Below are 12,812 nucleotides of genomic sequence, written 5' to 3'. Positions count from 1 at the left end.
ATCGGACGAGGCCGCCAAGGAGCGCCCTCGTCCTTTTACTTTTCAGGGAGCGGCGCTCCGGCGCCGTCTATCTGTCCTCGGGGGCGTCCGAAGCGGAAGGAGGCGACGCCTCGCCCGCCCCGGCATCCGCGTCGGGATCGGGCTTGCCGATCCCGCGAAAGACGAAGCGGAACGGCAGGACCCAGGCCACCCCGAGCACCACGTAGACCAGGAACTCAACAAGGATCGACGGCCGCTCCAGCGCGTTCACCACGGTAACGGCGCCCACCACGTAGGCGGGCATGCCGACCAGCAGAATGAAGAGGGACCAGCGCCGCCGCGCCTTGTAGCTCAGGGTCATGTCAGTCCGCGAAAGGATCGGTGACGAGGATCGTGTCGTCACGCTCGGGCGAGGTGGAAAGTAGCGCGACCGGGCACTCGATCAACTCCTCGATCCGGCGGACATACTTCACCGCCGCGCCGGGCAGGTCGGCCCAGCTGCGCGCGCCAGCCGTGCTCTCGCTCCAGCCTTCCATCGTCTCGTAGATCGGGGTCACGCGCGCCTGCTGGTCGGCCGCGGTCGGCAGGTAGTCCAGCCGCTCACCGTCGAGTTCGTAGCCGGTGCAGATCTTCAGCTCCTCGAGCCCGTCGAGCACGTCCATCTTGGTCAGCGCGATACCGTTCACGCCGGAGAGCGCACAGGTCTGCCGCACGAGGACCGCATCGAACCAGCCGCAGCGACGGGAACGGCCCGTCACGGTGCCCTTCTCGCGGCCCACGGTCGCCAGGTGCTCGCCCACCTTGTCGAAGAGCTCGCAGGGGAACGGGCCTTCGCCGACGCGGGTGGTGTAGGCCTTGACGATCCCGAGCACGAAGTCGATCGAGCCCGGCCCCATGCCGGTGCCTGCGGCGGCGCTGCCCGAGAGCGTGGTGGAGGAGGTCACGTAGGGATAGGTGCCGAAATCGACGTCGAGCAGGCTACCCTGCGCTCCCTCGAAAAGGATCCGCTTGCCGGCCTTGCGGGCGATGTTCATCTCGCGCCAGACCGGCTTCGCGTAGGGCAGCACCTTGGGCGCGATCTCGCGCAGGTCGGCCAGCAGCTTGTCCGAATCGACCGGCGGCAGGCCCAGCCCCTTGCGCAGCGCGTCATGGTGCACGAGCAGCCGCCCGATACGCGTCTGCAGCGTCGCCTCGTCGGCGAGGTCGGCGACGCGGATCACCCGCCGGCCGACCTTGTCCTCGTAGGCAGGGCCGATACCGCGTCCGGTTGTGCCGATCTTGGCCACCGAGTTCTGCGCCTCGCGGCCACGATCCAGCTCGCCGTGCAGCGGCAGAATCAGCGGCGTGTTCTCGGCGATCATCAGGTTGTCGGGCGTGATCTCGACACCCTGCGCGGCCAGCTTCTCGACCTCGGAGACCAGCGCCCAGGGATCCAGCACGACACCGTTGCCGATCACGCTGATCTTGCCCTTGCGCACAATCCCCGACGGCAACAGCGACAGCTTGAACACCTCGCCGTCGATCACCAGCGTGTGGCCGGCGTTATGCCCGCCCTGGAAACGGGCGATCACGTCGGCACGTTCCGACAGCCAGTCAACGATCTTGCCCTTCCCCTCGTCGCCCCACTGGGCGCCGACCACGACGACATTGGCCATATCCATCTCCTTGGCTGGCAGAAAACCCGCGCCGGTATAGCGGTAGCGGAGCGGGGCGGAAACCTCCATTCTGACGCATTGGCCCAGCTTGGACGAAACGCCGGCCCCAAGGGGTTGCGGGCAGGTGGGCTTCCCATTAGATACCCCGCATCCGAATTCGAGGCTCCGTGCATGGAAAACGTCATCCTGATCGTCCACCTGATCCTGGCCCTGTGCCTGATCGGCATCGTGCTGCTGCAACGTTCCGAGGGCGGCGGCCTGGGCATGGGCGGTGGCGGTGGCGGTGGTGTCATGTCTGGTCGCGCCGCGGCGACCGCGCTCGGCAAGATGACCTGGCTCTTTGCCATCGCCTTCATCATCACCTCGATCACGCTGACGATTCTCGCCGCCGCGAATTCCGATACCGCATCGGTCGTCGACCGGATCACCGACGCGCCCGCGCCGGTTCAGGCCCCGGTCACCGACACACCGTCGGCCAGCGATCTGCTGCCGCCCGCACCGTCCGGCAACACGCCGCTGGTGCCGCAGGCTGCGGAGTAAGGCGTCACCAACAAGCCACTAGGCTTTGCATACATCCAGAATTCGACAACAGCATCTAGAGGTGCTGTTGCCCTGTCACGGCGAATCCTCTAAAATCCGAGTCCCGTGATGGTGCGTTTCTCGGAACGCATTCTTGCTGCTGAAACCGGCGCGCTCCAAGGCCAGGAACCGCGCCCAGATCACGGGGGTCGGCCACCTATGGCACGCTTCATCTTCATTACAGGCGGCGTCGTTTCGTCCCTCGGCAAGGGGCTGGCATCCGCCGCCCTCGGCGCGCTGCTGCAGGCGCGCGGATTCAGTGTAAGGCTGCGCAAGCTCGACCCCTACCTGAACGTCGACCCGGGCACGATGAGCCCCTTCGAGCACGGCGAGGTCTTCGTCACAGACGACGGCGCCGAGACCGACCTCGACCTCGGCCACTACGAGCGCTTCACCGGCGTGGCGGCGCGGCGGACGGACTCGGTCTCCTCCGGGCGGATCTATTCCAACGTGCTGGAAAAGGAGCGCCGCGGCGATTACCTCGGCAAGACGATCCAGGTGATCCCGCACGTCACCAACGAGATCAAGGAATGGATCGCCATCGGCGAGGACGAGGTCGACTTCATGCTCTGCGAGATCGGCGGCACCGTCGGCGACATCGAGGGCCTGCCGTTCTTCGAGGCGATCCGCCAGTTCGCCCAGGACAAGGGCCGCGGCCAGTCGATCTTCATGCACCTGACGCTGCTGCCCTTCATCAAGGCCTCCGGCGAACTCAAGACCAAGCCGACGCAACACTCGGTCAAGGAACTGCGCTCCATCGGCCTCGCGCCCGACCTGCTGGTCTGCCGCTCCGAGATGCCGATTCCCCAGAAGGAACGCGACAAGCTCGCGCTGTTCTGCAACGTGCGCCCGGAGGCTGTGATCGCCGCCCAGGATCTCAAGTCGATCTACGATGCGCCGCTGGCCTATCACCGCGAGGGGCTGGACCAGGCGGTCCTCGACGCCTTCGACATCTCTCCCGCACCGAAGCCGAATCTGGAACGCTGGGAAGACGTCTCCGACCGCATCCACAATTCCGACGGCGAGGTTCGGGTGGCCATCGTCGGCAAGTACACGCAACTCGAAGACGCCTACAAATCGATCGCCGAGGCGCTGACCCACGGCGGCATGGCCAACCGGGTCAAGGTCAATGCGGAGTGGATCGACGCCGAGATCTTCGAGAAGGAAGACTGCGTCCCGCATCTCGAGCCCTACCACGCGATCATCGTGCCCGGCGGCTTTGGCGAACGCGGCACGGAAGGCAAGATCAAGGCCGCCGAGTTCGCCCGCACCCGCAAGGTACCCTACCTGGGCATCTGCCTCGGCATGCAGATGGCAGTGATCGAGGCCGCGCGCCACCTCACCGACATGGCAGACGCCGGCTCCGAGGAATTCGACCACGAGGCGGGCAAGAAACGCTTCACGCCGGTGGTCTATCACCTCAAGGAATGGGTGCAGGGCAACGCACGGGTCGAGCGCAAGGTCGATGACGACAAGGGCGGCACCATGCGCCTCGGCTCCTACGACGCCGTGCTCACCCCCGGCAGCCGCGTGGCCGAGATCTATGGCCGGACCGCGATCGACGAGCGCCACCGCCACCGGTACGAGGTCGACATCCGCTACAAGGACAAGCTCGAGGAGCACGGGCTCAAGTTCTCCGGCATGTCGCCGGACGGTCGCCTGCCGGAGATCGTCGAGGTAGCGGACCACCCCTGGTTCATCGGCGTTCAGTTCCACCCCGAGCTGAAGTCCAAGCCCTTCGACCCCCACCCCCTGTTCCGCGACTTCATCCGCGCGGCCAAGGACAACAGCCGGCTGGTCTGACCCAACGCCTGTCTTCTTGGCGGAAATACCCCCGCCGGAGGCACGATCTTTCGTCCGAAAGATCGCCCGCGCGCGCCTCGCGCGCGGCTACGCCCAACGGGAGAGGTCGCATCCACGATGCGGCCTGTCCCGGCGGGAGCCTTCCGCCGCCGCCGGTTTACAGCGCGGGAAGGATGGATCACCCTCCGACCGTTCCACCACCGTCCGGGAGGTCCGCTTGACCGACACACTCCCCTTTCACACGCTCGATGTCTTCACCGACACGCCGTTTGCCGGCAACCCGCTCGCCGTGGTGCTCGGGGCCGACGGGCTGGAGACCGCGCAGATGCAGACCATCGCGCGGGAGTTCAACCTCTCGGAGACGATCTTCGTGATGGCGCCGCGCGATGCACGCCACGCGGCGCACGTCCGGATCTTCTTTCCGACCGCCGAGATCCCCTTCGCCGGCCATCCGACGCTCGGCTGCGCGGCGCTGCTCGCCGAACTTCAGCACGGGACGGGCGATTTCGACGCCGAGCTGGTCCTCGAGGAAGAGGCCGGGCTGGTTCCGGTCACGCTGCAACGGCGCGCAGGGCTGACCTCCGGACGGTTCGAGGCCCCGGTCCTGCCGGTGCCGCATCCGGGCCGCGCGCCCAGCGGTCTGATCGCCTCGGCGCTCGGCCTCCCGCAGGAGAGCATCGGGTTCGACGCCCATCTGCCCGGCGCCTTTCAGGGCGGGCCGGCCTTCCTGTTCGTCCCGCTGGCCGACAGATCGGCACTCGCCGCCGCCCGCCCGATCGAACCGCATTGGTCCGAACTCATGGCCGCCGCGCAGGTCGATTCCGCCTATCTCTATACACGCGGCGGTAACGAGGATGCGGACGCCGTCGATTTTCGGGCCCGCATGTTCTCACCGACCGCCGGCATCCCCGAAGATCCCGCGACCGGGTCGGCCAGCGCCATACTCGCTGCGCCGCTGATGCAGGCCGGCGTTCCTTGCGAGGGCGTCACCCGGTTCCGTCTGCTGCAAGGCGCCGAGATGGGCCGGCCCAGCCGGATCGAGCTGGAGACGACGGTCGAGACCGGGCGGCTGACCCGGGTCCGGATCGGCGGCAGCGCGGTCCGGATCGGCGAGGGCCGCATCAGGCCGCCGCGCGCAAGCGAGGGCTGATGATGCGACGGTTCGGCTGGCTGCTAGGGCTCCTCCTCGGCACCGCAGCGACGGCCGGCGATGTCGAGATCGCGGACTACCGCGTCTTGCGTGACGACCTCGACGGGCGGATTGACTTCGAGCGGCTGCCGCCCCGGGCGGAGCCCGGCTTCAACCTCGACCGCCCGGTCTATTCCTCCGGCGCATGGATCGGCGAGCGCTTCGTCGGGCAACAGGTTTCCTCCAACAGCACCGGACACGACACGATCACCGGCGCTCCGGACGGTCCCTGGCTCCGCATTGCGGGCGGCGCGCCGAGGCAGAACCTGAGCGTCGCGTCGCACCGCGGCTTCGGCTCCAACGCCCTGTTTCCGCTCGGCCCTGCCGGCTTCCCGGCGCTCGAGGCACGCGGGGAGGGGGCGGTGGCGATCCTCTTCGACACCGATCAGCCCGCGACCGGCTTCCGCGTCCATACCGACTACGCCGCCCCGCTCGGCACGGGCCCGGCGGCGCAGGGGAGCGTCGAGGTCACGCTTCTGGCCCGCGACGGCCAGCGCCTCGGCCATTTCAGCCACCACCCCGGCACCGGAATCACCGAACTCGGCTATCGCCTGCAGGGGGCGGGCCCCGGCATCGCCGGGATGCTGATCCTCAACACCGACCCGGGCGGAATCGCCATCGACGACATCCTCTTTGCCAAGCCGCGACCGCTTGGATAAGCCTGTAAGGAGCGGAGGAGACTGACGATGCTCAAGGGATATTGGGTGGCCCATGTGGACGTGAAGGACCAGCAGGCCTTCGAGGAATACAAGCAGGCCGCCGCCAAGCCTTTCGCGCGATATGGCGCCCGGTTCCTTGTCCGGGCCGGGCAGTATGACGTGCGCGAGGGCGAGCTGCGCCCGCGCACAGTGGTCATCGAATTCCCGACCTTTGCCGATGCGATGGCCTGCTACGACGATCCCGACCACCTTGCGGCCAAGGCGATCCGCGACCCGATTGCGGATGGCGACCTTGTGATCGTCGAGGGCTATGACGGTTGACGCCACCGCACCCCGACGCTTGATGCAGGCGCTGCAACGCGGCATATCTGGATCATGTTCACCGATCTGCTGAATCGCCTGTTCTCTCCTTCCCCGGCCCCTCTGCCGGAACTCGACGGCCGCCATGCGATGGCCGGCCTTCTGGTGCGCACCGCCAAGAGCGACGGGCGCTATGCCGTGGAGGAGATCCGCCGGATCGACAGGATCCTGGCTGCGACGTACGACCTCAACCCCGTGCAGGCCGCCCGGTTGCGGGCGGAAAGCGAGAAGCTCGAGCACCTGGCGCCGGAAGACGGCCGGTTCGCCGCCGCCGTTCGCGAGCGGCTGGACGACGAGCACCGGGAGGCCGTGCTGATCGCGATGTGGCGTGTCGCGCTGTCCGATGGCGAGGAAAAGGAGGTCGAGGGCGCCTATCTTGCCCGCGCCGCGGAGCGCCTCGGCCTCGATGCGGACGCCGCGAGCCGTGCCCATGCCGCGGCGCTCGCCGCCGACCCGCTGGACCCGCCCCCGGCCTGACCTGCCTCGCACTCCGCCATTGGCCCTGCCCGGCAAAGCCCCTATATCGATTTCATGTTCGCTGACCTGATCCGCATCCTGACCGATTCCACGCCGACCACGCTTCCGGACCCGGACGCGCGGCTGGCGCTGACCGCGCTGCTGGTGCGGGTCGCCCGCTCGGACGGCGATTATGCCGAGGCGGAGATCGACAGGATCGACCGGATCGTGGCCCGGCGCTATGGCCTGTCCCCGTTCGAGGCGACCAGCCTGCGTAGCCAGGCGGAAGAGCTTGAGCGGCAGGCGCCCGACACCGTGCGCTTCACCCGCGCCATCAAGGAGGCCGTCCCCTACGAGGACCGCAGCGGCGTCGTCGAGGCGCTCTGGGCGGTGGTTCTTGCGGACGGCGTGCGGGATGACGAGGAAGATGCCCTGATCCGTCTGGTCGCCAACCTGCTTGGCGTCAACGACCGGGACAGCGCGCTCGCCCGCCAGCGGGTGGAAACGCCCCGCTGACATGATCGCCACCCTGCCGATGTACGACCACCCCGGGGTCCGGGAGGCGACGGATGCGCTCTGGGCCGCGATCCGGGACCGGCTGCGCGCCGAAGGTATCGTGGCGCCGGACGAACTTTCCCGCAGCGACGACCTCTTCGCTCTCTGGCGCAGCCCGGACCTGCTGCTGGGTCAGATTTGCGGCCTGCCTGTGCGGACCGAGTTCCACGCCAGTGTCACCCTGCTCGGGGCGATCGACTACGGCCTCGAAGACACGCCCGCCGGCCATTATCATTCGCTCTTCGTGGTGCGGGACAGCGATCCGCGCTCGCAGCTTGCCGAGTTCGAGGGTGCGAGCCTCGTCTACAACGAGGCCGTGTCGCATTCCGGCTGGGCTGTCGCCGCCTTTGCACCGGTCCGGTTCCGGATCTGTCGGGAAACCGGCAGCCACCGCGACAGCGTGCGCGCGCTCGGCGACGGCGAGGCCGAGATCGCCGCCATCGACGCCATCAGCTGGCGGCTGATCCAGGCCCATACCGACCTGGCCCGCGGCATGAAGATCGTCGGGCGCAGCGCGGCCACGCCCGGTCAGGCGCTGGTCACGGCACAGCCGCAACTTGCCGGCGCCCTGCTGCGGGCCATCGCGGGGGGAATCGCGGACCTGGCCGAGCAGCATCGCACGGCTCTCGGGGCGCGCGGCTTCGTCGAGATCCCGCTGAGCGACTATATGGCGGTCCCGATTCCGCCCGATCCTGAGGCATATGCCCTTGAATATGCGTGATCACGCCTGATCACGCAGGGTCACACTGCCTTTCCGCGTTGCAATCGCCCGTTATTTGCGCCCTACTCTGCGACTGAAATAACCAAGAGCCGCCCACCAGTGACCGCAAGCCCACCGCCCGTTATCGAGATCCGCGACCTTCACAAGACCTATGGGGCGCTGGAAGTGCTCAAGGGTGTGGACATGGTGGCGCGCAAGGGCGAGGTGGTCTCGCTGATCGGTTCCTCGGGCTCCGGCAAGTCAACCCTCCTGCGCTGCGCCAACCTGCTGGAAGACAGCCACCAGGGGGATATCCGCTTCGAGGGCGAACCCGTGAAGTGGAGCGGGACCGGCATGAACCGCCGTCCCGGCGACCACAAGCAGCTGATCCGCATCCGCACCAACCTGTCGATGGTGTTCCAGCAGTTCAACCTGTGGGCGCACATGACGATCCTCGAGAACGTGATGGAAGCGCCGGTCACCGTGCTCAAGCGCGACAAGGCCCAGGTCGAGGCGCTCGGCCGCGAACTGCTGGCCAAGGTCGGCATCGGTGACAAGTGCGACGTCTACCCCGCGCAGCTCTCTGGCGGCCAGCAGCAGCGCGCGGCGATCGCGCGGGCGCTGGCGATGGAGCCCAAGGCGCTGCTGTTCGACGAACCCACCTCCGCGCTCGACCCCGAGCTCGAGCAGGAAGTGGTAAAGGTCATCAAGCAGCTCGCCCAGGAAGGGCGCACCATGTTGCTCGTCACCCACGACATGCGGCTCGCCGCGGACGTGTCCGACCACGTGGTCTTTCTCCACAAGGGAAAGATCGAGGAGGAAGGCCCGCCCGAGACATTGTTCCGCAGCCCCAAGACGGATCGCCTGATGCAGTTCCTGTCGCACAGCATCGAGCTCTGATCCGCACAGCAGACCAACAACAGATCACCAACCGGGAGACCAAGACCAATGAAGAAAGTGATCCTTTCCACCGCGGTGCTGGCACTGTCCGCCAGCTTCGCCATGGCTCAGGACGTGGTGCGCATGGGCACCGAGGGCGCCTACCCTCCGTGGAACTTCATCAACGATTCCGGCGCAGTGGACGGCTTCGAGCGCGAGTTGGGCGACGAGCTGTGCAAGCGCGCCGAGCTGACCTGCGAGTGGGTCACCAATGACTGGGATTCGATCATCCCGAACCTGACCTCGGGCAACTACGACACGATCATCGCCGGCATGTCGATCACCGACGAGCGCGATGCGGTCATCGACTTCACCCAGGCCTACACGCCGCCGGATCCGTCGCTCTACGTCGGCATGGACGACAGCATCGACCTGACCGGCGCCGTCGTGGCCGCCCAGACCGGCACCATCCAGGCCGCGCATGTCGCCGAGAGCGGCGCCACGCTGGTCGAGTTCGCCACGCCGGACGAGACCGTCGCCGCGGTGCGCAACGGCGAGGCCGACGCGGTCCTGGCCGACGCCTCCTTCCTGCAGCCGATCGCCGATGCCGAAGCCGAGATGATGATCATCGGCGACCCGGTTCCGCTCGGCGGCGGTGTGGGCATGGGCCTGCGCGAATCCGATGGCGAGCTGAAGGCCAAGTTCGACGCGGCCATCCAGTCCATGAAGGACGACGGCACCCTGAACGAGCTGATTGCCAAGTGGGAAGTCAGCTCCCAGTGGTAATGCCGCTTGCCGGGGCGGGTCTGCTCCCTGCCCCGGCACATTCGTCCAACAAGGCGGGCCGTCCCGGCCCGACCCGGAGGTAGAGCGCCATCTTCTCCTATTGCTCCGATCCATCGACGCTCGAAGGCATCGCCTGGCTGTCCTGCTACCTGACCAGCGGGAAGCACATGCTGTTCTACCAGTCCTTCGGGACGGTGCTGCTGCTGCTGGCGATCACCGCCCCTGTTTCGCTGGCCTTCGGCTTTGGCGGCGCCGTGGCCTCGCGCTCGCATTTCCTGCCGCTGTCCTGGCTCGGCAAGCTCTACACCTCGATCGTGCGGGGCGTGCCCGACATCGTCTTCTTCCTGTTCTTCGTGATCGCGCTCGACCAGGGCATCGAGTGGCTGCGCCACCAGGCGCTCTGCCCCGACTGGACCGATCCGATCCGCCAGGGCAACGACTTCCTCGTGTGCCCCGAGGCCAAGATGCCACTCTCGACCGCGCCCCAGTGGGTGCACGAGACCTACAACTTCTCCATCGCGGTGTTCACCTTCGCCATCGTCTTCGGCGCCTTTGCCGCCAACGTGCTGTATGGCGCGATGAATGCCGTGCCCAAGGCGCAGCTCGAAACGGCCCATGCCTATGGCATGTCGAATCGGCAGACCTTCTGGCGCATCCTGGTGCCGCAGATGTGGATCTATGCCCTGCCCGGGCTCGGCAACCTGTGGATGATCCTTATCAAGGCGACCCCGCTGCTGTTCCTGCTCGGCGTGCGCGACATCGTCTACTGGGCCCGCGAACTCGGCGGCTCCAAGACCGCGATCTACGACTACCCGCACCCTGACTGGCGGCTTTACTATTTCCTGTTCCTGCTGGTCTTCTACCTGGCCTTCACCCGGGTCTCCGAGATCGTCATCGAGCGGCTGACCCGCCGCCTCTCCCACGGCCAGGCCACTGCGGCCGGCGAAGCCATGAGGCGCGAGGCATGACCTGCTGGGAGACCTTCCAGGCCTACGGGCTGCGCTCGCTGGGCTACGGCGAACGGCTGCTGCCCAAGGCCGACATCACGCTCTGCGACCAGGTGGTGCTGATCGGCTCGGGGCTGATCTGGAACATCTATTTTGCCGCCATCGCCCTGATCCTCGGCTTTTTTCTCGCAACCGGGCTGGCCGTGGCCAAGAACACGCCGAACCGCTGGATCCGAAAGCCGGCCGAATGGTTCATCTTCGTGTTCCGGGGCTCGCCGCTCTTCATCCAGTTCTTCCTGGCCTACGAGGCCTTCGTGCTGCTGCCCAAGATCGGCATCGAGTTCACCTTCCTCGGAGTGGAGTTCAGCGCCACGACCGGCTGGCTGACCCGTGCATGGCTCGGCGCGGTGATTGTGCTGTTCCTGAACACCGCCGCCTATTCCGGCGAGATCTTCTACGGCGCGCTGCGCTCGGTGCCCAAGGGCGACCTCGAGGCTGCGGACGCCTATGGCCTGACCGGCTGGAACAGGTTCCGCCGCATCACCTGGCCGACCATGCTGCGGCTGGCCTGGCCCTCCTATACCAACGAGGCGATTTTCCTGTTTCACGCCACGACGCTGGTTTTCTTCTCCGGTTTCCCGGCCTGGAAGCAGATGGGCGACGCGCTCTACTACGCCAGCTATTTCGCCGACAAGACCTTCAACCCCTTCATCCCCTACCCGATCGTGGCGGGCTATTTCGTGGCGATGACCCTGGTGATCATCACCATCTTCGGGTTGATCAACAAGCGCCTCAACCGGCACCTGCCCCAGACGAAGCGCCGCAAAATCGCCTTGCGCCTGAACCTCATCCGGTAGTAGCAATTTGATCATATTTCGGAGACAACCGTGATACGCGATCAATTGCTGATGAAGAACTGGCTGCGGAAGAACCCGCATGTCCAGGCAATCCGGGTGGCTGCGGCCGACCTCAACGGGCAACCGCGCGGCAAGCGCGTGCCGGTACGTTTCGCCGACAAGGTGATCGAGGGCGGCACCCGCTTCCCGATGTCCGTGCTCAACCTCGACATCTGGGGCGAGGATATCGACGACAGCCCGCTGGTGCTCGCCACCGGTGACCGGGACGGGGTCCTGCTGCCGACCGAGCGGGGATTCCTGCCGATGCCCTGGCTCGACACGCCCACCGGCCTGCTGCCGATCTGGATGTTCCACGAGGACGGCCGCCCCTTCGAGGGCGACCCCCGGCACGCGCTGGCCAACGTGGTGGCCCGCTACACCGACCGCGGGCTGACGCCCGTCGTCGCGGTGGAACTGGAATTCTTCCTGATCGACGACAGCGGCCAGAAGCTGCGCGTCCCGCCCTCGCCGCGGACCGGCAAGCGCCGGATGATGGGCGAGATCCTGTCGCTGCGCGCGCTCGACGTGTTCGACAAGTTCTTCACCGAGCTCTACGACGCCTGCGAGGCGATGGACATTCCCGCCGACACCGCGATCTCTGAGGCTGGCACCGGACAGTTCGAGATCAACCTGATGCACCAGGAAGATGCCCTGCGCGCCGCCGATGACGCCTGGCTGTTCAAGATGCTGGTCAAGGGCCTCGCGCGGCGCCACGGCTTTGCCGCGAGCTTCATGGCCAAACCCTATGAGGATTACGCCGGCTCCGGGCTGCACATGCACTTCTCGGTGCTCGACAAGAACGGCAACAACATCTTCGACGACGGCACGGACACCGGCAGCAACCTGCTGCTGCACGCGGTCAACGGCTGTCTCAATGCCATGCCGGGCAGCACGCTGATCTACGCCCCGCATGCCAACAGCTACGACCGGATGGTGCCCGGCGCCCATGCGCCGACGGGCATCTGCTGGGCCTACGAGAACCGCACCACCGCCGTCCGGGTGCCGAGCGGCGACCACCGCGCGCGGCGGATCGAGCATCGGCTGTCGGGCGGGGACGTGAACCCCTACCTCACCATCGCCGCCGTGCTCGGCGCCGCGATGAACGGGATCGAGGACGGCAAGATGCCGCCCGAGCCGATCACCGGCAATGCCTACAAGCTCGACCTGCCGAGCATCCCGACCAACTGGAAGGATGCGATCGACCGGTTCGAATCCTGCGAGGAAACCGCCCGCATCTTTGCGCCGGAACTGATCCAGAACTACGTGATGACGAAGCGGCAGGAGTTGCATTACATGCAGGAAACCTCCAAGGCCGAGCAGATCGAGCTCTATATCGACACCGTCTGACGCGGCCCCGCGTCAGGCATCC

Annotated in this window: 15 protein-coding genes; 13 read left to right on the top strand and 2 right to left on the bottom strand. The window is 66.8% G+C overall.

The window, feature by feature from the left end:
• Nucleotides 1-67: 67 nt before the first annotated feature.
• Nucleotides 68-340, bottom strand: a complete 273-nt coding sequence (locus tag CHB86_RS02475) for a DUF2842 domain-containing protein (protein ID WP_089230977.1) — start codon at nucleotides 338-340, stop codon at nucleotides 68-70.
• Nucleotide 341: 1 nt separating this feature from the next.
• Entirely contained in the window at nucleotides 342-1,634 is a 1,293-nt protein-coding gene (locus tag CHB86_RS02470; protein ID WP_089230975.1) for an adenylosuccinate synthase, read from the bottom strand.
• A 171-nt stretch (nucleotides 1,635-1,805) separates the two neighbouring features.
• On the opposite strand from CHB86_RS02470, the gene secG reads away from it, so the two are divergent.
• The 13 genes from secG to CHB86_RS02405 all read left to right on the top strand — a co-directional run bounded on the left by secG (nucleotide 1,806) and on the right by CHB86_RS02405 (nucleotide 12,790).
• Nucleotides 1,806-2,174 (top strand): preprotein translocase subunit SecG, encoded by a 369-nt coding sequence (gene secG / locus CHB86_RS02465; protein WP_089230974.1) that lies wholly within the window; start codon nucleotides 1,806-1,808, stop codon nucleotides 2,172-2,174.
• Nucleotides 2,175-2,372: 198 nt separating this feature from the next.
• Nucleotides 2,373-4,016 (top strand): CTP synthase, encoded by a 1,644-nt coding sequence (locus tag CHB86_RS02460; RefSeq protein WP_089230972.1) that lies wholly within the window; start codon nucleotides 2,373-2,375, stop codon nucleotides 4,014-4,016.
• Nucleotides 4,017-4,233: 217 nt separating this feature from the next.
• On the top strand, nucleotides 4,234-5,166 hold the full coding sequence (locus CHB86_RS02455; protein WP_089230971.1) for a PhzF family phenazine biosynthesis protein: 933 nt from the start codon (nucleotides 4,234-4,236) through the stop codon (nucleotides 5,164-5,166).
• Nucleotides 5,166-5,864: a hypothetical protein gene (locus CHB86_RS02450; protein WP_089230969.1), complete on the top strand. Its 699-nt coding sequence runs from the start codon at nucleotides 5,166-5,168 to the stop codon at nucleotides 5,862-5,864. The genes CHB86_RS02455 and CHB86_RS02450 overlap by 1 nt, the downstream gene beginning before the upstream one ends.
• Before the next feature lie 27 nt (nucleotides 5,865-5,891).
• Entirely contained in the window at nucleotides 5,892-6,185 is a 294-nt protein-coding gene (locus tag CHB86_RS02445; RefSeq protein WP_089230967.1) for a DUF1330 domain-containing protein, read from the top strand.
• A 54-nt stretch (nucleotides 6,186-6,239) separates the two neighbouring features.
• Nucleotides 6,240-6,701: a tellurite resistance TerB family protein gene (locus CHB86_RS02440; RefSeq protein ID WP_089230965.1), complete on the top strand. Its 462-nt coding sequence runs from the start codon at nucleotides 6,240-6,242 to the stop codon at nucleotides 6,699-6,701.
• A 54-nt stretch (nucleotides 6,702-6,755) separates the two neighbouring features.
• Nucleotides 6,756-7,196 (top strand): tellurite resistance TerB family protein, encoded by a 441-nt coding sequence (locus CHB86_RS02435; protein WP_089230964.1) that lies wholly within the window; start codon nucleotides 6,756-6,758, stop codon nucleotides 7,194-7,196.
• A gap of 1 nt (nucleotide 7,197) precedes the next feature.
• Nucleotides 7,198-7,956, top strand: a complete 759-nt coding sequence (locus tag CHB86_RS02430) for a phosphate/phosphite/phosphonate ABC transporter substrate-binding protein (protein ID WP_089230962.1) — start codon at nucleotides 7,198-7,200, stop codon at nucleotides 7,954-7,956.
• 99 nt (nucleotides 7,957-8,055) lie between these two features.
• The gene (locus CHB86_RS02425) at nucleotides 8,056-8,835 is read left to right on the top strand and encodes an ABC transporter ATP-binding protein (protein ID WP_281251204.1); all 780 of its coding nucleotides are present in this window, start codon (nucleotides 8,056-8,058) and stop codon (nucleotides 8,833-8,835) included.
• A gap of 48 nt (nucleotides 8,836-8,883) precedes the next feature.
• The gene (locus CHB86_RS02420; RefSeq protein WP_089230959.1) at nucleotides 8,884-9,600 is read left to right on the top strand and encodes a transporter substrate-binding domain-containing protein; all 717 of its coding nucleotides are present in this window, start codon (nucleotides 8,884-8,886) and stop codon (nucleotides 9,598-9,600) included.
• An 89-nt stretch (nucleotides 9,601-9,689) separates the two neighbouring features.
• Nucleotides 9,690-10,568 (top strand): ABC transporter permease, encoded by an 879-nt coding sequence (locus tag CHB86_RS02415; protein ID WP_089230957.1) that lies wholly within the window; start codon nucleotides 9,690-9,692, stop codon nucleotides 10,566-10,568.
• A complete protein-coding gene (locus CHB86_RS02410) occupies nucleotides 10,565-11,404 on the top strand; it encodes an ABC transporter permease (RefSeq protein WP_089230955.1) in 840 nt (279 codons plus the stop codon). Before CHB86_RS02415 ends, CHB86_RS02410 begins: the two co-directional genes overlap by 4 nt.
• 51 nt (nucleotides 11,405-11,455) lie before the next feature.
• Nucleotides 11,456-12,790 carry a glutamine synthetase family protein gene (locus CHB86_RS02405; RefSeq protein ID WP_089231587.1) on the top strand — a complete coding sequence of 445 codons (1,335 nt, stop codon included), beginning with the start codon at nucleotides 11,456-11,458 and terminating at the stop codon, nucleotides 12,788-12,790.
• Nucleotides 12,791-12,812 lie beyond the last annotated feature (22 nt).

Origin of the sequence: Tropicimonas sediminicola (genome assembly GCF_900188335.1) — a bacterium.
Lineage (GTDB): Bacteria > Pseudomonadota > Alphaproteobacteria > Rhodobacterales > Rhodobacteraceae > Tropicimonas > Tropicimonas sediminicola.
Note: the sequence above shows the minus strand (reverse complement) of the source record. Positions and strands in the feature narration are given on the sequence as shown.

Coding starts and splice junctions, on each gene's coding strand:
- secG (WP_089230974.1), top strand. CDS start 1,806: ATGGAAAACGTCATCCTGATCGTCCACCTGATCCTGGCCCTGTGCCTG.
- CHB86_RS02405 (WP_089231587.1), top strand. CDS start 11,456: ATGAAGAACTGGCTGCGGAAGAACCCGCATGTCCAGGCAATCCGGGTG.
- CHB86_RS02410 (WP_089230955.1), top strand. CDS start 10,565: ATGACCTGCTGGGAGACCTTCCAGGCCTACGGGCTGCGCTCGCTGGGC.
- CHB86_RS02445 (WP_089230967.1), top strand. CDS start 5,892: ATGCTCAAGGGATATTGGGTGGCCCATGTGGACGTGAAGGACCAGCAG.
- CHB86_RS02420 (WP_089230959.1), top strand. CDS start 8,884: ATGAAGAAAGTGATCCTTTCCACCGCGGTGCTGGCACTGTCCGCCAGC.
- CHB86_RS02435 (WP_089230964.1), top strand. CDS start 6,756: ATGTTCGCTGACCTGATCCGCATCCTGACCGATTCCACGCCGACCACG.
- CHB86_RS02430 (WP_089230962.1), top strand. CDS start 7,198: ATGATCGCCACCCTGCCGATGTACGACCACCCCGGGGTCCGGGAGGCG.
- CHB86_RS02475 (WP_089230977.1), bottom strand. CDS start 340: ATGACCCTGAGCTACAAGGCGCGGCGGCGCTGGTCCCTCTTCATTCTG.
- CHB86_RS02450 (WP_089230969.1), top strand. CDS start 5,166: ATGATGCGACGGTTCGGCTGGCTGCTAGGGCTCCTCCTCGGCACCGCA.
- CHB86_RS02470 (WP_089230975.1), bottom strand. CDS start 1,634: ATGGCCAATGTCGTCGTGGTCGGCGCCCAGTGGGGCGACGAGGGGAAG.
- CHB86_RS02460 (WP_089230972.1), top strand. CDS start 2,373: ATGGCACGCTTCATCTTCATTACAGGCGGCGTCGTTTCGTCCCTCGGC.
- CHB86_RS02440 (WP_089230965.1), top strand. CDS start 6,240: ATGTTCACCGATCTGCTGAATCGCCTGTTCTCTCCTTCCCCGGCCCCT.